General features: G+C 74.0%; 16 protein-coding genes. 10 read left to right on the top strand and 6 right to left on the bottom strand.

Annotated elements, in window-relative coordinates; genetic code table 11:
* The 5 genes from infB to JT721_RS18600 form a co-directional block, all read left to right on the top strand.
* On the top strand, positions 1-2,035 hold a 2,035-nt coding region (gene infB / locus JT721_RS18620), incomplete at its 5' end, for a translation initiation factor IF-2 (protein ID WP_205474787.1).
* A gap of 111 nt (positions 2,036-2,146) precedes the next feature.
* Positions 2,147-2,644, top strand: coding sequence for a 30S ribosome-binding factor RbfA (gene rbfA, locus JT721_RS18615; protein WP_205474785.1), 498 nt, complete (start codon positions 2,147-2,149; stop codon positions 2,642-2,644).
* Entirely contained in the window at positions 2,634-3,500 is an 867-nt protein-coding gene (truB, locus tag JT721_RS18610; protein WP_205474783.1) for a tRNA pseudouridine(55) synthase TruB, read from the top strand. The genes rbfA and truB overlap by 11 nt, the downstream gene beginning before the upstream one ends.
* 20 nt (positions 3,501-3,520) lie before the next feature.
* A complete protein-coding gene (locus JT721_RS18605) occupies positions 3,521-4,456 on the top strand; it encodes a bifunctional riboflavin kinase/FAD synthetase (protein WP_205474781.1) in 936 nt (311 codons plus the stop codon).
* Positions 4,449-5,513, top strand: a complete 1,065-nt coding sequence (locus JT721_RS18600) for a hypothetical protein (RefSeq protein ID WP_205474779.1) — start codon at positions 4,449-4,451, stop codon at positions 5,511-5,513. The genes JT721_RS18605 and JT721_RS18600 overlap by 8 nt, the downstream gene beginning before the upstream one ends.
* Before the next feature lie 21 nt (positions 5,514-5,534).
* Here the strand turns inward: JT721_RS18600 and JT721_RS18595 are convergent, their stop codons facing one another.
* Genes JT721_RS18595 through JT721_RS18585 form a run of 3 tightly spaced genes read right to left on the bottom strand, consistent with a single transcriptional unit; the run spans position 5,535 to position 7,530 of the window.
* A complete protein-coding gene (locus JT721_RS18595) occupies positions 5,535-5,792 on the bottom strand; it encodes an HPr family phosphocarrier protein (protein WP_205474777.1) in 258 nt (85 codons plus the stop codon).
* Positions 5,793-5,806: 14 nt separating this feature from the next.
* Positions 5,807-6,766 (bottom strand): 1-phosphofructokinase family hexose kinase, encoded by a 960-nt coding sequence (locus JT721_RS18590; protein WP_205474776.1) that lies wholly within the window; start codon positions 6,764-6,766, stop codon positions 5,807-5,809.
* Entirely contained in the window at positions 6,763-7,530 is a 768-nt protein-coding gene (locus tag JT721_RS18585; protein ID WP_205474802.1) for a DeoR/GlpR family DNA-binding transcription regulator, read from the bottom strand. Before JT721_RS18585 ends, JT721_RS18590 begins: the two co-directional genes overlap by 4 nt.
* Before the next feature lie 87 nt (positions 7,531-7,617).
* Between JT721_RS18585 and ptsP the strand changes: the two genes are divergently transcribed.
* Positions 7,618-9,294, top strand: coding sequence for a phosphoenolpyruvate--protein phosphotransferase (ptsP, locus tag JT721_RS18580; RefSeq protein ID WP_240341038.1), 1,677 nt, complete (start codon positions 7,618-7,620; stop codon positions 9,292-9,294).
* Positions 9,295-9,441: 147 nt separating this feature from the next.
* On the opposite strand, the gene JT721_RS18575 is transcribed toward ptsP, so the two are convergent.
* Positions 9,442-10,083, bottom strand: a complete 642-nt coding sequence (locus JT721_RS18575) for a response regulator transcription factor (RefSeq protein ID WP_205474774.1) — start codon at positions 10,081-10,083, stop codon at positions 9,442-9,444.
* A complete protein-coding gene (locus JT721_RS18570; RefSeq protein WP_205474773.1) occupies positions 10,035-11,210 on the bottom strand; it encodes a sensor histidine kinase in 1,176 nt (391 codons plus the stop codon). Before JT721_RS18570 ends, JT721_RS18575 begins: the two co-directional genes overlap by 49 nt.
* 150 nt (positions 11,211-11,360) lie before the next feature.
* Here JT721_RS18570 and JT721_RS18565 point away from each other — a divergent pair, with 150 nt between their 5' ends.
* Complete coding sequence (locus JT721_RS18565) at positions 11,361-13,529, top strand: MMPL family transporter (RefSeq protein WP_240341036.1); 2,169 nt, start codon at positions 11,361-11,363, stop codon at positions 13,527-13,529.
* A gap of 35 nt (positions 13,530-13,564) precedes the next feature.
* On the opposite strand, the gene JT721_RS18560 is transcribed toward JT721_RS18565, so the two are convergent.
* Positions 13,565-15,679, bottom strand: coding sequence for a molybdopterin-dependent oxidoreductase (locus JT721_RS18560; RefSeq protein ID WP_205474772.1), 2,115 nt, complete (start codon positions 15,677-15,679; stop codon positions 13,565-13,567).
* A gap of 122 nt (positions 15,680-15,801) precedes the next feature.
* Between JT721_RS18560 and JT721_RS18555 the strand changes: the two genes are divergently transcribed.
* The 3 genes from JT721_RS18555 (at position 15,802) to JT721_RS18545 (ending at position 20,105) form a co-directional block, all read left to right on the top strand.
* Positions 15,802-17,001, top strand: coding sequence for a molybdopterin-dependent oxidoreductase (locus tag JT721_RS18555; protein WP_205474771.1), 1,200 nt, complete (start codon positions 15,802-15,804; stop codon positions 16,999-17,001).
* 203 nt (positions 17,002-17,204) lie between these two features.
* Entirely contained in the window at positions 17,205-17,480 is a 276-nt protein-coding gene (rpsO, locus tag JT721_RS18550) for a 30S ribosomal protein S15 (protein WP_205474769.1), read from the top strand.
* Positions 17,481-17,852: 372 nt separating this feature from the next.
* Entirely contained in the window at positions 17,853-20,105 is a 2,253-nt protein-coding gene (locus JT721_RS18545) for a polyribonucleotide nucleotidyltransferase (RefSeq protein ID WP_240341035.1), read from the top strand.
* The last annotated feature ends 1 nt before the right edge of the window (position 20,106 follow it).

Raw genomic sequence — 20,106 nt, 5'->3', positions numbered from 1 at the left:
CGGCGCGCCCGGTCGCGGCGGCCCCGGTGCCGGTGCCCCGGGCCGTGGTGGCCCCGGTGGCGGTGGCTTCGGCCCCGCCGGCCGCGGTCGTCCCGGCCAGCGCGGCACCACCCAGGGCGCCTTCGGTCGCCCCGGCGGCCCGTCGCGGCGCGGCCGCAAGTCCAAGCGGGCCCGTCGCCAGGAGTTCGAGGCCATGGAGGCCCCGACGATCGGCGGCGTGCGCGTCCGCAAGGGCAACGGCGAGACCGTCCGCCTCCCGCGCGGCGCGAGCCTGACCGACTTCGCCGAGCGGATCGGCGTCGACGCCGCCTCGCTGGTGCAGATGCTGTTCAGCCTCGGCGAGATGGTGACCGCGACCGAGTCCGTCAACGACGCCACCCTGGAGCTGCTCGGCGAGGAGCTCAACTACGTCGTCCAGGTCGTCTCGCCCGAGGACGAGGACCGCGAGCTGCTCGAGTCGTTCGACCTCGAGTTCGGCGAGGACGAGGGCGACGAGTCCGACCTGGCCATCCGGCCCCCGGTGGTCACGGTCATGGGTCACGTCGACCACGGCAAGACCAAGCTCCTCGACGCGCTGCGCAACGCCAACGTCGTCGACAAGGAGGCCGGTGGCATCACCCAGCACATCGGTGCCTACCAGGTCGCGGCCGAGGTCGACGGCACCGAGCGCCGGATCACCTTCATCGACACCCCGGGTCACGAGGCGTTCACCGCCATGCGTGCGCGTGGTGCCCAGGCGACCGACATCGCGATCCTCGTGGTGGCGGCCGACGACGGCGTGATGCCGCAGACGGTCGAGGCGCTCAACCACGCCAAGGCCGCCGGCGTCCCGATCGTGGTCGCGGTCAACAAGATCGACAAGCCGGAGGCCGACCCGACCAAGGTCCGCGGCCAGCTGACCGAGTACGGCCTGGTGCCCGAGGAGTACGGCGGCGACTCGATGTTCGTCGACGTCTCGGCCAAGTCCGAGCTCAACCTCGACCGGCTGCTCGAGGCCGTCGTCCTCACCGCCGACGCCTCGCTCGACCTGCGGGCCAACCCCCGCCAGGACGCGCAGGGCCTCGTGGTCGAGGCGCACCTCGACCGGGGTCGCGGCCCGGTGGCCACGGTGCTGGTGCAGCGCGGCACGCTCCGCGTCGGCGACTCGATCGTCGCCGGTCCGGCCCACGGCCGGGTGCGGGCGATGCTCGACGAGCACTTCGAGGAGATCCAGGAGGCCGACCCGTCGCGGCCGGCCCTGGTGCTCGGCCTGAGCGCCGTGCCCGGTGCGGGTCAGAACTTCATCGTGGTCGAGGACGACCGGATGGCCCGCCAGATCGCCGAGAAGCGCGAGGCCCGCGAGCGGGCGGCCATGCAGGCCAAGCGGCGCGTGCGCCGCACCCTCGAGGACTTCATGGCCTCCATGGAGAAGGGCGAGAGCCAGGAGCTCAACCTGATCCTCAAGGGCGACGTGTCCGGCTCGGTCGAGGCGCTCGAGGACGCGCTGCTCGGGATCGACGTCGGCGACGAGGTCAACCTCCGGGTCATCGACCGGGGTGTCGGTGCGATCACCGAGACCAACGTCGACCTGGCCGCCGCCTCCGACGCCATCATCATCGGCTTCAACGTCCGCCCGCAGGGCAAGGCGACCGAGATGGCCGACAAGGAGGGCGTGGAGATCCGCTACTACTCGGTCATCTACCAGGCGATCGAGGAGATCGAGGCGGCGCTCAAGGGCATGCTCAAGCCCGTCTACGAGGAGTCGACCCTGGGCCAGGCCGAGATCCGCGCGATCTTCCGCTCGTCCAAGATCGGCAACATCGCGGGCTGCATGGTCACCAGCGGGGTCATCCGCCGCAACGCCAAGGTGCGGGTCATCCGCGACGGCGCCGTGGTGGCCGACAACCTCGACCTCTCCTCGCTCAAGCGGGAGAAGGACGACGCGTCCGAGGTCCGCGAGGGCTTCGAGTGCGGTCTGGTGCTGCGCAACTTCCAGGACATCAAGGAAGGCGACGTCGTGGAGGCCTTCGAGATGCGCGAGATCCCGCGCTCCTGACGCACCACCCGCCGGCCCCGGCCGGCACCTCGCACCACGAGTCGGCGCAGATGGCGACATCTGCGCCGACTCGGCTGTTGTCGCGCACCGCACAGGAGTAGGAAGGGAACCATGAGCAACCCGCGCGTCCGCAAGATCGCGGACCGGATCCAGGTCATCGTCGCCGAGGTGCTCGAGCGCCGCATCAAGGACCCCCGGCTGGGCTTCGTCACCGTGACCGACGTCCGGGTGACGGGCGACAGCCAGCACGCGACGGTCTTCTACACCGTGCTCGGCGGCGAGGACGAGATGGCCGGCACCGCCGCGGCGCTGGAGTCGGCCCGCGGGCTGCTCCGCTCCGAGGTCGCCAAGCAGCTCGGCATGCGCACCGCGCCCACGCTGGAGTTCGTCCACGACGCGCTGCCCGAGGAGGCCCGCGCGCTCGACGAGGTGCTGGCCCGCGCCAAGGCCCAGGACGAGGCGGTCGCGGCCCTGCGCGGCACGGCGTACGCCGGCGAGCCGGACCCGTACCGCAAGCCCCGCGCCGCCGACGACGAGGACGCCGACGACACCGACGAGGACGCCGACGACGACCCCGCCGAGGACGCCGCCGGCCTCGATGACGACTGAGGCCGGGCTGGTCGTCGTCGACAAGCCCGGGGGGCTCAGCTCCCACGGCGTGGTCTCGCGGGTGCGCCGGCTGGCCGGCACCCGCAAGGTCGGCCACGCCGGCACCCTGGACCCGATGGCCACCGGCGTGCTGGTGCTCGGGCTCAACCGCGCCACCCGGCTGCTCGGGCACCTGATGCTCACCGAGAAGACCTACGACGCCACGGTGCGCCTCGGCGAGGCGACGACCACCGACGACGCCGAGGGCGAGACCACCGCGACCACGCCGGCCGGGCACCTCGACGAGGAGCGGGTGCGGGCGGCGTTCGCCACCCAGGTCGGCGACCTCGAGCAGGTGCCCAGCGCGGTCTCGGCGATCAAGGTCGACGGCCGGCGGGCCTACGCCCGGGTGCGCGACGGCGAGGAGGTCGAGCTCGCCGCACGCCCGGTGACCGTGCACGCCCTCGACGTCACCGGCGTCAGGCCCGCCGGCGACCACCTCGACGTCGACGTCTCGCTGCGCTGCTCCAGCGGCACCTACGTGCGGGCCATCGCGCGCGACGTCGGAGCCGCCCTCGGTGTGGGAGGTCACCTCACCGCGCTGCGCCGCACCGCCGTCGGCCCCTACGACCTCGGCGTCGCGCACACCCTCGAGCAGCTGGAGGAGTCGTTCGCACTGCTGCCGATCGCGGCGGCCGCCCGGGCGGCGTTCCCGGTGGTGGAGCTCGACGAGGGGGCGGCGGCCGACGTCCGGTTCGGCCGGCGGCTCGAGCTGCCGCTGCAGCGGCTGAGCGCGGTGTTCGCACCGGACGGCGAGTTCCTCGCGCTCTACGAGCCGGACGGCGGACGGGCCCGACCCACCGCCGTCTTCGTCTGAGCCCGCACTAGAGTCGGCTCGTGCACATCTGGCGCTCCCTGGCGGAGGTCCCGGCCGACCTCGGCCGCACGGTGGCCGTGGTCGGCAACTTCGACGGCGTCCACCTCGGCCACCGCAGGGTGCTGGGCCGGGCCCGCGAGATCGCCGACGGCCTCGGCGTGGCGGTCGTCGTGGTGACCTTCGACCCGCACCCGATGGCGGTGCTGCGCCCCGAGCACGCCCCGACCCAGCTGACCTCGCTGCCGGTGCGCGCCGAGCTGCTGGCCGACGCCGGCGCCGACCACGTGCTGGCGCTGCCCTTCGACCGCGCCATGGCCGACTGGTCGCCCGACGAGTTCGCGCAGCGGGTGCTGGTCGACACCGTGCACGCCGCCGCGGTCGTGGTGGGGGCCAACTTCCGCTACGGCAGCCGCGCGGCCGGCGACGTCGCCACGCTGGCCGCCTTCGGCGCCGGCCACGACTTCACCGCCGAGGGGATCCCGCTCGACGGCGGTCCGATGGTCTGGTCGTCGACCTACGTCCGCACCTGCCTGGCCGCCGGCGACGTCGCCGGGGCCGCCGAGGCGCTCGGCCGGCCCTACAGCGTGCGCGGCGTCGTCGTGCAGGGCGACCAGCGCGGCCGCGAGCTGGGCTACCCCACCGCCAACGTGCCGACCGACGGGCTGACCGCCGTACCCCCCGACGGCGTGTACGCCGGGTGGCTGCGCCGCCGCGACACCGGCGAGACCTTCCCCGCCGCGATCAGCGTGGGCACCAACCCGACCTTCGACGGCGTGCGCGAGCGCCGGGTCGAGAGCTACGTGCTCGACCGCACCGACCTCGAGCTCTACGGCGTCGAGGTGGAGGTGTCGTTCGTCGAGCGGCTGCGCGGCATGGTGGCCTTCGACTCCGTCGAGGCGCTGGTGGAGCAGATGGGCGCCGACGTCGACCGCGCGCGGGAGCTGCTCGGTGGCTGAGCGGTCCGTGCCGCAGACGCCCATCGAGGCGGCCGAGTCCTGGTTCCTGCGGCACGGGCTGCCGTACTTCGTCGACGACGTCCGCAACGACGTGCTGGCCCGCCTCTCCCGCGGCCGGGTGGTGGGCGTGGCGGTGATCGGTGCGGTGCTCGGCGCGACCACCGGCGTGGCTGCCGGGCTGCTGCTCGACGCCGCGGCCGGCGTGGCGGTGGGGGCCAGCGTGCTGATCGGCTGGCTGCTGCTCTACGCCCTGCGCGCGCTGCGCGCGGCGGTGATCGCGGGCTGGGCGGTGCGGCGGGCGTTCCGCAGCCTGGGGCTGCTGGTGCCGCTGGCGACCCGTGCCCTGCCGATGCTGCTGCTCTTCATCACGTTCCTGTTCATCAACACCGAGGTGTGGCAGGTCGCCTCGTCGCTCGAGGGCGGCGTGCTGTGGACCGCCATCCTGTTCTTCGCGCTGGCCGCGGTGGGCTTCCTGGTGCCGCGGCTGCGCCAGGAGCTCGACGACTTCGACGACCACATCCACGAGGGCGACCTGGTGACCACGGCCGCCGGCACGCCGCTGGAGCAGGCGGCGGTCGAGCTGGTCGCCACCGACGACATCGACCTGCCGGAGGAGGCCCAGGTCGGCGGCCTCCAGATGGTCAACCTGGTGATCGTGCTGCTCGTCGCCCAGCTGGTGCAGGTGTTCCTGCTCGCCGTCGCCGTCTTCCTGTTCTTCGTGGTCTTCGGCGCGGTGGCGATCCAGGAGGACGTCATCCAGAGCTGGCTCGGCACCGAGGCTGCCGACGGCACCGCGATCCCGCACCACCTGCCCGGCCCCGAGCTGGTCAGCGTCGAGCTGATCCGGGTGTCGACGTTCCTCGCCGGCTTCGCGGGCCTCTACTTCACCGTCACCGCGATCACCGACGACACCTACCGGCGCGAGTTCTTCACCGTGATCATGCGCGAGCTGCGCCGCGCCGTCGGGGCCCGCGTGGTCTACCGCGAGCTCTGCCGCCGCCGCGACGCCGCCGTACGCCCGCCCGACCCCGGCCCGGGTCGGGGCGAGATGGCCTGACGCAGGGACTATCCCGGTGGGTCAGGCGTCGAGGTCCTGCTCGACCAGCGCGGCGATCGCGTCGACGGCCGCCTCGTCGTCGCCGGAGACCTCGACGGTGTCGTCCTTGCCGGCGCCGAGGGTCATGATCAGCAGGGCCGAGCTGGCGTCGACCGGGTCGCCGCCGGGGATGCCGATGAGCACCTCGGAGCCGAGCTCGGCCGCCTTCTCGGAGATGATCGCGGCGGGGCGGGCGTGGAGGCCGACGGCGGAGCCGACGACGACGGACCTGGTGGGCATGGTTCTCCTCGGGGTCAGGCGGTGGACGGGGACGTGAGCTCGCGGGTGACGACCAGGTCGGGGCGGACCTGGGTGGGCAGCGGGATCGTGGTGCCGGGCAGACCGGCCGCGGCGCTGCCGTAGGCGACCGCCAGCGCCAGGCACTCCGGTGCCGGGTGGCCGCGGTGGGTGCCGAGCAAATAGCCGAAGAGGCTCGAGTCGCCGGCGCCCACCGTGCTGACCACGGTGGTCGGCGGGGGAGCGGCGTGCCAGGCGCCGTCGGCGGTCACCAGCACCGCGCCGCGGGCGCCGAGGGTGGCCAGCACCGCCTCGACGCCCCGCTCGACCAGGGCGCGGGCCGCCCGGGCGGCGGCCGCGGGGTCGGCCTCGAGCTCGTCGGCGTCGCCCCCGGTGAACGACGCCAGCTCCTCGCCGTTGGGCTTCATCAGGTGCGGCGCCACTGCCGGCAGCCGGTCGACCAGGGCGCGCAGCGGGCCCTCGCTGGTGTCGACCGCGATCCGGGCCGGGGTGTCGCGCAGGGCGGCGACCAGGTCGGCGTACCACTCGTCGGGGGCGGCGGGCGGCAGCGAGCCGGCCAGCACCACCCAGTCGGCCGTCCGGGCGTGGTCGCGCAGCGTCTCCAGCAGCGCCCGCAGCAGGTCGGGGGTGGCGGCCGGGCCGGGGCTGTTGAGCTTCGTGGTCGTGCCGTCGGGCTCGCTGATCGTGACGTTGACCCGCACCGCGCCCGTGGTGCGTGCCGGGCGGCAGTCGATGCCCGCCGCGAGCAGGTCGTGGACGAAGGGGTCGTCGGGGTCGGCCGGCAGCACCGCCACGGTGGGCAGCCCGGCCTTGACCGCCGCCCGCGAGATGTTCACGCCCTTGCCGCCGGCCTGGGAGGTCATCGAGGCCACCCGCTGCACGGCGCCGCGCTCGAGGGCCGAGGTGAGCGCGACCGTGCGGTCGTGGCTGGGGTTGGGCGTGAGCGTGACGATCATGCGACCACGACGTCCACGCCGGCGGCCGCGAGCTGGGCTCGGTCGCGGGGGTCGAGGCCGTCGTCGGTGACGACCACGTCGACGTCGTCGAGGGAGGCGAACCGGATCGCGAGCTCCTTCCCGACCTTGCTGGCGTCGGCGAGCACGACGACCTGCCGCGCGCTGGCGACCATCGCCCGCTTGGTGGCCGCCTCGTCGCGGTCGGGGGTGGAGAGGCCGTGCCCGGCGGTGATGCCGTTGGTGCCGAGGAAGACCACGTCGGCGCGGATCTCGCGCACCGCCGCGACGGTGTCGGCGCCCACCGCGGCCTGGGTGGTGTCGCGCACCCGGCCCGGCAGCAGGTGCAGCTCGACCTGGGGGTTGCCGGTCAGCCGGGCGGCGATCGGCACCGAGTGGGTGTGGACGACGAGCGCGTGGTCGCGGGGGAGCAGGCTGACCAGCCGCGAGGTGGTCGAGCCGGCGTCCATCAGCACCGTCGAGCCGGGGGCCGGCAGGAGGTCGAGGGCGGCGCGGGCGATCCGCTCCTTCTGGGTGGTGTTGGCGGCGTCGCGCTCGACCAGACCGGACTCGATGACGGCCAGGGTGCTGGCCGGCACCGCGCCGCCGTGCACGCGCCGGACCAGCCCGATCCGCTCCAGCGTGGACAGGTCGCGGCGTACAGTCTCGGTGGTGACGTCGTAGCGCTCGGCCAGCTCGTTGACCGACAGCCGGCCCCGCTCGGCGACCAGCTGGGCCATGGCCTGCTGCCGCTCCTCGGCGTACATCGTCACCCGACGTCTCCCATCTTCGTATCTGTGGTTTTACGCCCGAATGTGTTGACTGTCAAGGACCGCCGCCCCTTTACTGTGAGCATGGTCACCGTAGCCACCACGCTCCGCGGCACCCCCGTCGTCCCCGGTCTGGCGCACGCGCCGGCGCTGGTGGCCCGCGCAGGTGTCGACTCCGACGCCGTTGCCCGCTTCGGCACCGGCGACTTCGCCGATGGCGACGCCGCCCTGGCCGCCTACGACGCCGCGGTCGACCAGGTCGCCGGCGGCTTCGAGGCCAAGGCCGGCGTGGCCCACGGGGCCGCGGCCGAGGTGCTGACGGCGAGCGCCGGCCTGGCCCGCGACAAGGGGCTGAGGGGAGCGGTGGCGAAGGCGGTGCGCAGCGACGGTGACCTGCTCGCGGCCGTGCACGCCGCGGTGGACCAGTTCGTCTCGATCTTCACCGGCATGGGCGGGCTGATGGCCGAGCGGGCCACCGACCTGCGCGACATCGAGCGCCGGCTGGTCGCCCGCATCGTCGGGGTGCCCGAGCCCGGCGCGCCGGCACCGGTGGCGCCGTCGGTGCTGGTCGCCGAGGACCTGGCGCCCGCCGACACCGCCGGGCTCGACCCGGCGCTGGTGGTGGCCCTGGTCACCGAGAAGGGCGGGCCGACCAGTCACACCGCGATCATCGCCCGCCAGCTCGCGATCCCGTGCGTGGTGGGCACCGCCGGCGTCCTCGACGTGGGCGACGGGACCCCGCTGCTGGTCGACGGCGTCGCCGGCACCGTCGAGCTCGACCCCGACCCCGAGCGCGCCGAGGCGGCGGTCGCCGCCGACCGCGCCGCCCGCGAGGCGCAGGCCTCGTGGACCGGCACCGGCGCCACCGCCGACGGCACCTCGGTGAAGCTGCTGGCCAACGTCGCCGACGGGCCGTCCGCGGCCTCGTCGGCCGACGCCCCGGTGGAGGGGGTGGGACTGTTCCGCACCGAGCTGTGCTTCCTCAACCGCACCGAGGAACCCGGCGTGGACGAGCAGGCGGCGATCTACGCCGACGTGCTGCGTCCCTTCGCCGGTCGCTACGTCGTCGTGCGCACCCTCGACGCCGGCTCCGACAAGCCGATCACCTTCGCGACCCACGAGGGCGAGGAGAACCCCGCGCTCGGCGTCCGTGGACTGCGCCTCTCCTTCGACAACCCCGGGCTGCTCGAGCGCCAGCTCGACGCGGTGGCCGCGGCCGCCGCCGAGACCGGCACCGAGACCTGGGTGATGGCGCCGATGGTCGCCACGGTGGCGGAGGCGGCGTCGTTCGCCGAGGCGGTGCGGGAGCGCGGGCTCAAGGCGGGGGTGATGGTGGAGGTGCCGTCGTCGGCGCTGCTGGCCGAGCGGGTGCTGGAGGTCGTCGACTTCCTCTCGATCGGTACCAACGACCTGACCCAGTACACGATGGCCGCCGACCGGATGGCCACCGACCTCGCCCACCTCACCGACCCGTGGCAGCCGGCGGTGCTCCACCTGGTCGCGATGACCGCTCGCGCGGGGCGGGCGGCCGGCAAGCCGGTCGGGGTGTGCGGCGAGGCCGCCGCCGACCCGCTGCTCGCCTGCGTGCTGGTGGGGCTGGGGATCGGGTCGCTGTCGATGGCCGCGGCCGCCGTGCGCGCGGTCGGCGCCCAGCTCGGCACCGTCACCGACGAGGCGTGCCGGGCCGCCGCCGACGCCGCTCTGGCCGCCTCCGACCCGATGGCCGCCCGCGACGCCGTCCGGGTCGCGCTGGCCGGCTGAGAGCGCTTGTAACGCCCGTTTATCCCGGCTGGCGCGCCCTTGTGGCGACGCACCAGTCCTGATAACTGCGCGTTACAAGCGTGCGCGCCGCTCCCGGGGCACCGCTCCTGGGGCACCGCTCCCGGGGCAGGGGCGCGGCGGGGAGGATCAGACCCGGAGCCAGGTGAGCACGGCGCGGACCCGGCGATGGTCGTCGTCGGCGAGGCCGAGGTCGAGCTTGGCGAAGATGCTGTTGATGTGCTTGGCGACCGCCTTCTCGGTGACCACCAGGCGCGCGGCGATGGCGGCGTTGGAGCGGCCCTCGGCCATCAGCGCCAGCACCTCGCGCTCGCGGGGGGTGAGCCGGTCGAGCGGCTCCTCACGGCGGCTGGCCATGATCGAGGCGACCACCTCGGGGTCGAGCACGGTGCCGCCGGCGGCCACCCGGCGCACGCCGTCGACGAACTCGGCGACGTCGGAGACCCGGTCCTTGAGCAGGTAGCCCACGGCCCCCTCGCCACTGGCCAGCAGCTCGCGGGCGTAGAGGTGCTCGACGTACTGCGAGATCACCATCACCGGGAAGCCGGGTCGGGCCCGGCGCACCTCGATCGCGGCGCGCAGGCCCTCGTCGGTCTGACCCGGGGGCAGGCGTACGTCGAGCACGGCCGCCTCGGCCGCCGGGTCGGCCAGGGCCGTGGCCAGCGACGCCTCGTCGTCGGCGGCGTGCAGGACCGTGAAGCCGTTGGCCTCGAGGAGCTGGGTCATTCCGGCGCGGAGGAGGGCGTGGTCCTCGGCGAGGACAACTCGCACGGCACCTCCAGCGTGACCACGGTCGGCCCGCCTGCCGGGCTCGACACCGACATCCTGCCGTCGAACGCGGCGAGCCGGCGACGGACCCCCAGCATGCCGCTCCCGGCCGCGGGATCGGCACCGCCGCGCCCGTCGTCGCCGACCCGGGCGTGCAGGCGGCCGTCGTCCCAGCCGAGCTCGATCCACGCCTCGGTGGCGGCGGCGTGCTTGCCGACGTTGGCCAGGCACTCCGCGACGGCGAAGTAGAGCGCCGACTCGACCGGCGCCGGCGGTCGGCCGGGCAGCGCCGCGTTGACCCGCACCGGCAGCGCCATGTCGAGGGCCAGCGCCTGCACGGCGCCCACCAGGCCGCGGTCCGCCAGCACCGGCGGGTGGATGCCGCGGACCACCGAGCGCAGGTCGCCGATCGCCGCCGACGTCGTCTCGCGGGCGTCGTTGACGAGCCGCCGGGCCCGCTCCGGGTCGTCGTCGAACGCCTGGTCGGCCAGGCCGAGGCTCATCGACAGCGCCACCAGGCGGGCCTGGGCGCCGTCGTGGAGGTCGCGCTCGAGGCGCCGCAGCTCGGCCGCGGAGTGGTCGACGACGTCGGCGCGGCTCTCGGTGAGCGCCTGGACCCGCTGCTCGAGGTGCTCGGTGCGCGAGCGGCCCAGGAACCACAGGTCGACCAGCGATCGCCACCGCAGCTGCCACCGCAGCCCCCACCACCACAGCGGCCAGGTCACCACGCCCAGCGCCTGCACCAGGCACAGCAACGACCACACCAGCCCGAGGGTGAACGCCCACACCGACCAGGCCAGGTCGCGCCAGGTCATCGGGTCGCGCATCACCACCCACAGCGCCCCCATCGGGTTGCCGGCCGGCAGCGGCAGGTAGGGCCGCGGCTCGGGCAGGCCGAGCACCCGGGCGGCCATCCGCCGGTGCTCGGTGGCGATCGCGCGCACGCCCGGCACCGCCACCGCCAGCAGCAGCGCGCCGACCCACACCACCAGCAGCACGGCGCCGAGGACCCACAGCACCCACAGCACCAGCAGCCCGAGCGCGAGGACGAACTGCCACGCGGCGTAGGCGGTCAGCGTCCACCGCCCGGGGCGCGCCGGGGCGGCGCCGGGGACGTCGGGAGCGCTCATGGCCCCATCCTCGCCGAGGAACCCGACGCCAGGCAGTGGTGCTGGCACCACCGCGGGTGTGGTCCGTGCGCCCCTGACCTGCAGCGCCGCGCTCGGTTGGCTGGGAGCACCCCCGGGCGCCTGGGCCCGGGCCGAGACGAGGAGACGACCATGACGGTCACCAACCCGCTCACCGCGGTGCCGCTGCGCGCTGCCCGGTGGAGCGCCCTGCACCCCTGGCGCGCGATCCTGGCCTGGCTGGGCCTGGTGCTCGTCGCGCTGGGCCTGGCGATGGTCGTGCCGACCGTCGAGACCACCGACGCCGACTACCGGCTCGGGGAGTCGGGCCGCGCCGACCAGCTGGTGGCCGAGGCCGGCCTCGACCGGCCCGACACCGAGCACGTGCTGGTCACCGACGCGGACGGCGACCTCGACCAGGCCGAGGCGACGGCGGCGGCCGAGCAGGTCCGCGCGGGGGTCGCCTCGCTGCCCGGCGTCGACGACGTCGCCGACCCGCAGTGGAGCCCCGACCGCAGCGCCCTGCTGGTGGCCGTGCAGCTGGCCCGCGACGACGTCGACGTCGCGCCGATCCAGGCTGTCACCCGGCAGGTGGCCGAGGACCACCCGGGGCTGCAGGTACGGCAGACCGGCGACGTCTCCCTCGACGAGGGCATCGACCAGCAGGTCGGCGACGACCTCAAGGCAGCCGAGGGGATCAGCCTGCCGATCACCCTGGTGCTGATGCTCGTCGCGTTCGGCGCCCTGGTGGCCGCCGGCCTGCCGGTGCTGCTCGCCGCGAGCAGCGTCGCGGCGACGATCGGGGTGATGGCGCCGCTCTCGCACCTGGTGCCGGCGGAGTCGACCGTCACCAGCATGATCGTGCTCATCGGCATGGCCGTCGGCGTCGACTACTCACTGTTCTACCTCAAGCGCGAGCGCGAGGAGCGCGCCGCCGGACGCACCACCCTCGACGCCGTCGAGATCGCCGCGCGGACCTCGGGCCACTCGATCCTGGTCTCCGGTGGCGCGGTGATCGCCTCGATGACCGGGCTGTTCGTGGTGGGCGGCGCGACGTTCAACTCGCTGGCGGTCGGGTCGATCCTCGTGGTCGGCGTCGCGGTGCTGGGCTCGATCACCGTGCTGCCCGCGCTGCTGGTCAAGCTCGGACGCCGGGTCGACCGACCGCGGGTGCCGCTGCTCTGGCGGCTCAACGCGCGCATCGGCCGCGGGGGCCTGAGCCGGCGGATCCTGGGCCCGGTCGTGCGCCGCCCCGGCGTCGCGCTGCTGGTCTCGGGCGTCGTCGTGGGTGCGCTCGCGGCCCCTGCCCTGGGCCTGCGGATCCACGCGGCCAATCTCGACACGCTGCCGGACAGCATCCCCGAGGTGGTGACCATGCGCGATCTCACCGCGGCGTTCCCGGTGGAGGGGGCCAGCGCGACGGTCGTCGTGCACGCCGACGCCGCCGACCGCGAGCGCGTCGTCGCCGGGCTCGAGCGGCTCCGCACCGAGGCGGGCGCCACCGGGGACTTCGTCGAGGAGGGCGAGGCGCCCGAGTCGTCGGCCGACGGCCGCACCACCGTGCTGCGCATCGGCATGCCCTTCGACGAGTCCGACGAGCGGGTCGACGAGGCGCTGCGCGACCTGAGGTCCGACCTGGTGCCCGCGGCCCTCGGCGGCCTCGGCGCCGAGGCCGTGGTCGGGGGCGGGGCGGCCGAGAGCCTCGACACCGCCGACCACCAGTCGAACCGGCTGCCGCTGGTCATCGGCTTCGTGCTGCTGCTCACCTTCCTGATGATGCTGGCGACCTTCCGCAGCGTCGTGGTGGCCGCGCTCTCGACCGCGCTCAACCTCGCCTCGGTGGGCGTCTCGTTCGGGTTCCTCGCGCTGGTCTTCCAGCACGGCTGGGGCGCCGACCTGCTCGACTTCACCACTCCCGGCTTCGTCATCGACTGGATCCCGCTGTTCGTGCTCGTCGTGCTGGTCGGGCTGTCGATGGACTACCACGTGTTCGTGGTGAGCCGGATCCGCGAGCACGTCGAGGCCGGCCTGCCCACCCACGTGGCGGTGCGGCGCGGGGTCGCCGACACCGCCGGCGTGGTCACCAGCGCGGCCGCGGTGATGGTCTCGGTGTTCGCGATCTTCGCGACGCTGTCGATGCTGGAGATGAAGATGATGGGCGTCGGGCTGGCCGCGGCGATCCTGCTCGACGCGACCCTGGTCCGGCTGGTGATGCTCCCGGCGGCGTTGGTGCTGCTGGGCGAGCGGGCCTGGTGGCCCAGCCGGCCGCGTCGGGCACGGCGCCCGGCCGGCGACCAGGCGGGGGAGCCGGCGTACGCCTGACCCCGCGGATCAGGCGGGCCGCTCGGGCGGGCTGCTCAGGCGGGCGACGCCGCCCTCACGGTCACCGGGAGGCCGTTGAGGGCGGCGTTGCCGCTCACGTCGAGCCGGTCGGGGTCGGTGAGGTCGTTGACCGACGCCCCGACCACCGCCGTGGCGATGCCGAGCCGGGTGCCGGGCACCTGGTGGCCGTAGCCGTGGGGGAGCGAGACCACGCCCGGCATCATGTCGTCGACCGCGGCCACCTCGGTCTCGACCGTGCCGACCCGCGAGGTCACGACCACCCGGGCGCCGTCGGCCAGGCCGCGGGCGGCCAGGTCGTCGGGGTGCATCAGCAGGTGGTGGCGGGGCCGCCCGCGGGTGAGCCGGGTGGTGTTGTGCAGCCAGGAGTTGCAGTCGCGCTGGTGACGGCGGCCGACCAGCAGCAGCTGGCCGTCGCCGGGCGCCGCGGGCGCCTCGGTGAACGTCGCCCGCACCCGCTCGAGGTCGTCGGTGACGAGCGCCGGCGCCAGGTCGATCCGCCCGTCGTCGGTCTGCAGCCGGCCGGGCAGGGTCGGGCGCAGCGGACCGAGGTCGACCCCCTCGGGGTGCGCCTCCAGCTCGGCCAGGCTGGTGCGGCCGGTGGCGTCGAGCAGGTCCGAGACGGCCTGGCGCGGGGGATAGGTGAGCAGGTCGCGGCGGGGCTCGACCCCGAACCGCTCCTGCAGCCGCACCGCGAGCTCGGCGTAGACCTGCCAGTCGTGGCGCGCGTCCTCCGCGGCGGCCAGCACGGCGGGGGTCCAGCGTGCGGTGTTGCGCACCGCCAGCGCGTGGAAGACCAGGTCGTAGTGGTCGCGCTCGAGGGCGGTGGTGGTGGGCAGCACGACGTCGGCGTGCCGGGTGGTCTCGTTGAGGTAGATGTCGATCGCAGCCATGAACTCCAGGCCCTCGAGCGCCTCGCCGAGCGCCCGGCCGTCCGGCGTGGAGAGCACCGGGTTGCCGGCGACGGTCAGCAGGGCCCGCACCTGGCCCTCGCCGGGGGTCTCGATCTCCTCGCGCAGCGCCGCGACCGGCAGCTCGCCGGCGAACTCGGGCAGTCCCCGCACCCGGCTGTGCCAGGCCCCGAAGTGCCCGGGCCCGACCGCGCGCAGCCCCACCGTGTCGGCGGCCGGCTCGGTGAGCAGGGTGCCGCCCTCGCGGTCGAGGTTGCCGGTGAGCACGTTGAGCAGCTGCACCGCCCACTGGCACAGGGTGCCGAAGCCCTGGGTCGACAGGCCCATCCGCCCGTAGACCGCAGCCCCGTCGGCCGCGGCGAGCTCGCGGGTGAGCCGGCGCACGACGTCGGCCGGCACGCCGCTGTGCCGGGCCGCGAGCTCGGGGGTGTACGGCGCGACCAGCTCCGCGACCCGCTCCACCCCGTCGACGTACGACGGCGGCGTAGCCAGGCCCTCGGCGACCAGCACGTGCAGCATCGCGAGCAGCACCAGCACGTCGCTGCCGGGCCGCACGAAGTGGTGCTCGTCGGCCACCTTGGCGGTCTCGGTGCGGCGCGGGTCGAGCACGACCATCCGCCCGCCGCGCTCCCTCAGCGCCCGCAGCCGGGCCGGGAAGTCGGGCACGGTCATCAGCGAGCCGTTGGAGGCCATCGGGTTGGCGCCGAGCACCAGGAACCAGGAGGTGCGGTCGATGTCGGGGATCGGCAGCAGCAGCTGGTGGCCGTAGAGCTGCCAGGCCACGAGCTGGTGGGGCATCTGGTCGACCGAGGTCGCGCTGAACTTGTTGCGGGTTCGCAGGGTCCGCACCAGCGTCGTGCCGTGGGTCGCGAAGCCCACCGAGTGGACGTTGGGGTTGCCGAGGTAGACCGCCACGGCGTCGCGACCCCCGCGCTCGACGGCGCCCGCCAACCCCTCGGCCACGAGGTCGAGGGCCTCGTCCCAGCCGATCTCCTGCCAGGTCGCGGCCGCGCCGCGCCCCACCCGGCGCACCGGGCGGCGCAGACGGTCGGGGTCGGCGTGCACGTCGGCCAGGGCGACGCCCTTGGGGCAGATGTGCCCGCGGGAGAGCGGGTCGTCGGGGTTGCCGCGGATCCCGGTGACCACGCCACCGTCGACGGTGACCTGCAGCCCGCAGATCGCCTCGCACAGGTTGCAGACGCCGAGCCGGCTCTCGCTCATGGCCGCATCGTGCCAGCCGCTGCGACCGGGCCGCCATGGTCGCGCCGCACAGATCGGTGCCGGTCCCAGCGGAGTCCCGGCGTCTTCAAAGTCAGGTTAGTCAATCATGTTAAAGTATTGAAATGATCTCGCACCTCGGACCGGGGATCTCCCGCAGACGCGTCCTGACCACTGCCGCCGCCGGAGGTGCGGTGGCGAGCCTCGGCCTCCCGCCGCCGCGCGCCCTCGCCGGCGCCCCCGCGATCCTCAAGGCGCTGCCGCCCGACCTGTTCGTCGACTTCGGCACCAACGCGGAGATGCGGTGGGACGCGGTCGACCCGCGGCGCTACCTCACCCCGGCGTCCCGGTTGTTCGTGCGCAACCACACCGCCACGCCCGTGCTCGACCGCGACCGCTACGAGCTGCGGATCTTCGGCGACGGCCTGGCCGGCGGTCGCTCGGCCGCGGAGCCGCTGCGCTTCTCGCTGCGCGACCTCAAGCGGCTCCCGACGACCCGGCTGACCGCCGTCCACGAGTGCACCGGCAACGGGCGCAGCTTCTTCGCGACCCAGCAGGGCCGCGCGGCGTCCGGCACCGCGTGGCGGCTGGGCTCGGTCGGCACCGTGGAGTGGGAGGGGGTGCGGCTGCGCACCCTGCTGCGCCGGATCGGCCTGCGCCGCGACGCCGTCTCGGTGCAGGCGACCGGCTTGGACGCGCCGTACGTCGCCGGCGGCGTCGACCACGGCCGGGTGCGGCGCCCGTTCCCCGTCACCAAGGCGCTCGACGACGCGCTGCTCGCCTGGGGCGCGAACGGCGCGCCGCTGCTGCCCGACCACGGCTTCCCGCTGCGGCTGGTGCTGCCCGGGTGGGTCGGCATCGCCTCGATCAAGTGGCTGGGCTCGCTGGAGGTCTCCCGCAGCGAGCTGACCTCGCCGTGGAACACCACGTGGTACCGGCTCACCGGCGGCGACCACCCGCCCGGCTCGCCGCCGCTGACGGTCAACCCGGTGCGGTCGGCGTGGGAGCTGCCGTGGGAGGCGCCGCTGCGGGCCGGTCGCCCGGTGACGCTCACCGGTCGCTCGTGGAGCGGGGCGGCCCCGATCCGCGCGGTCGAGGTGAGCCTCGACGGCGGGGCGAGCTGGCGCGCCGCCGAGCTGGGGGAGCGCGAGGGTCTGGGCTGGACGACGTGGTCGGTGCGCTGGCACCGGCCCCGGCCCGGCCGCCACGAGCTGCTCGCGCGGGCCACCGACCGGCACGGGCGCACCCAGCCCGACGTCGCGGCCTACAACGACAACGGCTACTTCTTCGACGCCGTGGTGCGGCATCCTGTCGTGGTGGCCTGACCGGGGCCCGACGGGCCGATCACGGCGCGTGCCGCCGGTTTGGGCCGCGGCGCGCCGGAGCGATACGCTCTTCCGGTTGCCCTGACCCGTGGAGGCGGGGCGACGACACAGCTGAGAACCCTGCCGTGCAACGGCCGCGGATCCAGAGTGCCCGGGAGAACAGGCCCCGGCGCGCCGCGCAGCGAACCGAGAGAGGAGCCCGCATGTCGATCGGAACCGACGCGGAGACCAAGAAGAGGATCATCGCCGAGTACGCCACGACCGAGGGCGACACCGGTTCGCCGGAGGTGCAGATCGCGCTGCTGAGCCACCGCATCCAGCACCTCACCGAGCACCTCAAGCAGCACAAGCACGACCACCACAGCCGTCGTGGTCTGCTGCTGCTCGTCGGCCAGCGCCGTCGGCTGCTCAACTACCTGAACAAGACGGAGATCGAGCGCTACCGCTCGATCGTCGAGCGTCTCGGCCTGCGCCGCTGACCGACGGTCCGTCGGACGGAGCGATCGTCCCTCGTGGGCGGTCGCTCCGCGCCATTTGCGGGTCCGTGACGCTAGGGTCGGACCCGTAGCACCACCCGAACGAACACCCGAAGAACCCACCGCACGACCACACCGCACCACCACAACTGCACAACACCACACCAGGAGCGACCCGCACGTTCTGGCCCGGTCCTCGGTAGTGGCCCTCAGGCACGGCTCCGGCCGGGCGACCTGCGGGCCTCGATCGAAGACCGGCCCCCTCGCCAGCACCACGACCGGCGAGGCGACCACCCGGCGGGACCCCTCGAGAGAGACCTCCCGCCTCGACGCGGGACGCCGCGGATCGCTCCGCGACACGCAAAGGTTCAACCCTTGACTGACACCTACTCGGAGCCTGTGATCTCCGCGGTCGAGACCGTGCTCGACAACGGCAAGTTCGGCCAGCGCACGGTCAAGTTCGAGACCGGTCTCCTGGCCCGCCAGGCCGCCGGCGCGGTCACCGCCTACCTCGACGACGAGACCATGCTGCTCTCGGCCACCACGGCCGGCAAGCAGCCCAAGGACCACTTCGACTTCTTCCCCCTCACGATCGACGTCGAGGAGCGGATGTACGCCGTGGGCCAGATCCCCGGCTCGTTCTTCCGCAGCGAGGGCCGGCCCGGCGAGGACGCGATCCTCACCTGCCGCCTGATCGACCGGCCGCTGCGCCCGACGTTCAAGAAGGGCCTGCGCAACGAGGTCCAGGTCGTCATCACCGTGATGGCGCTCGACCCCGACCAGCCCTACGACGTGCTCGCGATCAACGCCGCGTCGATGTCGACCCAGCTCTCCGGCCTGCCGTTCTCCGGCCCGGTCGGCGGCGTCCGCGTCGCCCTCATCGAGGGCCAGTGGGTCGCCTTCCCCAGCCACAGCCAGCTCGAGAGCGCCGTGTTCGACATGGTCGTCGCGGGCCGGGTCACCGAGACCGGTGACGTCGCGATCATGATGGTCGAGGCCGAGGCGCCCGAGAACACCTACGAGCTCGTCAGCGGTGGCGCGACCGCACCGTCGGAAGAGATCGTGGCCGGTGGCCTCGACGCCGCCAAGCCGTTCATCAAGCAGCTCTGCGACGCGCAGGCCGAGCTGGCCAAGCAGGCCGCCAAGCCCGTCCAGGAGTTCCCGGTCTTCCTCGACTACGACGACGACGTCTACGCCGCCGTCGAGGCCGCGGTCTCGACCCAGACCGCCGAGGCACTGGCCATCGTCGGCAAGCAGGAGCGCGACGAGCGCCTCGACGCCGTCAAGGCCTCGCTGCTCGACCAGATCGGAGCCCAGTTCGAGGGCCGCGAGAAGGAGATCGGCGCGGCGTTCAAGTCGGTCACCAAGGCGCTCATGCGCGACCGCGTGCTGCGCGACAAGGTGCGCATGGACGGTCGCGGCCTGGCCGACATCCGGCCGCTGCACGCCGAGGTCGGCGTGATCCCGCGGGTGCACGGCTCGGCGCTGTTCGAGCGCGGCGAGACCCAGATCCTGGGCGTCACCACGCTGAACATGCTCAAGCTCGAGCAGCAGCTCGACACGCTGAGCCCCGAGAAGCACCGCCGCTACATGCACAAGTACGTCTTCCCGCCGTTCTCCACCGGCGAGACCGGTCGGGTGGGCTCGCCCAAGCGCCGCGAGATCGGCCACGGCGCGCTGGCGCGCCGCGCGCTGCTGCCGGTGCTGCCCTCGCGCGAGGAGTTCCCCTACGCGATCCGGCAGCTGTCGGAGGCGATGGGCTCCAACGGCTCCACCTCGATGGGCTCGGTCTGCGCCTCGACGCTGTCGCTGCTCCAGGCCGGCGTGCCGCTCAAGGCCCCCGTGGCCGGCATCGCGATGGGCCTCATCTCCGGCGAGGTCGACGGCGAGACCCAGTACGTCGCGCTGACCGACATCCTCGGCGCCGAGGACGCGATGGGCGACATGGACTTCAAGGTCGCCGGCACCCGCGAGTTCGTGACCGCGCTCCAGCTCGACACCAAGCTCGACGGCATCCCGGCCGAGGTCCTCGCTGCGGCGCTGACCCAGGCCAAGGACGCCCGCCTGGCGATCCTCGACGTGATGAACGAGGCCATCGACGGCCCGGAGGAGATGTCGGTGCACGCGCCGCGCATCATCACCGTCCGGGTGCCGGTCGACAAGATCGGCGAGGTCATCGGCCCCAAGGGCAAGGTGATCAACCAGATCCAGGACGACACCGGCGCCTCGCTGTCGATCGAGGACGACGGCACCGTCTACATCGGTGCGACCAACGGCGAGGCGGCCGAGGCCGCGCGCGCCGCGGTCAACGCGATCGCCAACCCGACCATGCCCGAGGTCGGCGAGCGCTACCTCGGCACGGTCGTCAAGACGACCAACTTCGGTGCGTTCGTCTCGCTCATGCCGGGCAAGGACGGCCTGCTCCACATCAGCAAGCTGCGGGCCCTGGCCGGCGGCAAGCGGGTCGAGGCGGTCGAGGACGTCCTGTCGGTGGGCCAGAAGGTCCAGGTCCAGATCGGCGAGATCGACGATCGCGGCAAGCTGTCGCTGGTCCCCGTCGTCGAGGAGGACGACGCCGCCGGCGGCGACGCTGAGCCCGGCGACGTCGAGGCGTCCGAGGAGGACTGAC

The sequence above is a fragment of the Nocardioides sp. SYSU D00038 genome (genome assembly GCF_016924665.1).
In the GTDB taxonomy this organism is placed as follows: Bacteria; Actinomycetota; Actinomycetes; order Propionibacteriales; family Nocardioidaceae; genus Nocardioides.
The sequence above is the reverse complement of the archived record's forward strand: the minus strand, read 5'-3'. Positions and strand labels throughout refer to the sequence as shown.

Excerpts from the sequence above, each read along its gene's own strand:
- rbfA (WP_205474785.1), top strand. The coding sequence starts at position 2,147 with ATGAGCAACCCGCGCGTCCGCAAGATCGCGGACCGGATCCAGGTCATC.
- truB (WP_205474783.1), top strand. The coding sequence starts at position 2,634 with ATGACGACTGAGGCCGGGCTGGTCGTCGTCGACAAGCCCGGGGGGCTC.
- JT721_RS18595 (WP_205474777.1), bottom strand. The coding sequence starts at position 5,792 with ATGCCCACCAGGTCCGTCGTCGTCGGCTCCGCCGTCGGCCTCCACGCC.
- JT721_RS18590 (WP_205474776.1), bottom strand. The coding sequence starts at position 6,766 with ATGATCGTCACGCTCACGCCCAACCCCAGCCACGACCGCACGGTCGCG.
- JT721_RS18585 (WP_205474802.1), bottom strand. The coding sequence starts at position 7,530 with ATGTACGCCGAGGAGCGGCAGCAGGCCATGGCCCAGCTGGTCGCCGAG.
- ptsP (WP_240341038.1), top strand. The coding sequence starts at position 7,618 with ATGGTCACCGTAGCCACCACGCTCCGCGGCACCCCCGTCGTCCCCGGT.
- JT721_RS18570 (WP_205474773.1), bottom strand. The coding sequence starts at position 11,210 with ATGAGCGCTCCCGACGTCCCCGGCGCCGCCCCGGCGCGCCCCGGGCGG.
- JT721_RS18565 (WP_240341036.1), top strand. The coding sequence starts at position 11,361 with ATGACGGTCACCAACCCGCTCACCGCGGTGCCGCTGCGCGCTGCCCGG.
- JT721_RS18560 (WP_205474772.1), bottom strand. The coding sequence starts at position 15,679 with ATGAGCGAGAGCCGGCTCGGCGTCTGCAACCTGTGCGAGGCGATCTGC.
- JT721_RS18555 (WP_205474771.1), top strand. The coding sequence starts at position 15,802 with ATGATCTCGCACCTCGGACCGGGGATCTCCCGCAGACGCGTCCTGACC.
- rpsO (WP_205474769.1), top strand. The coding sequence starts at position 17,205 with ATGTCGATCGGAACCGACGCGGAGACCAAGAAGAGGATCATCGCCGAG.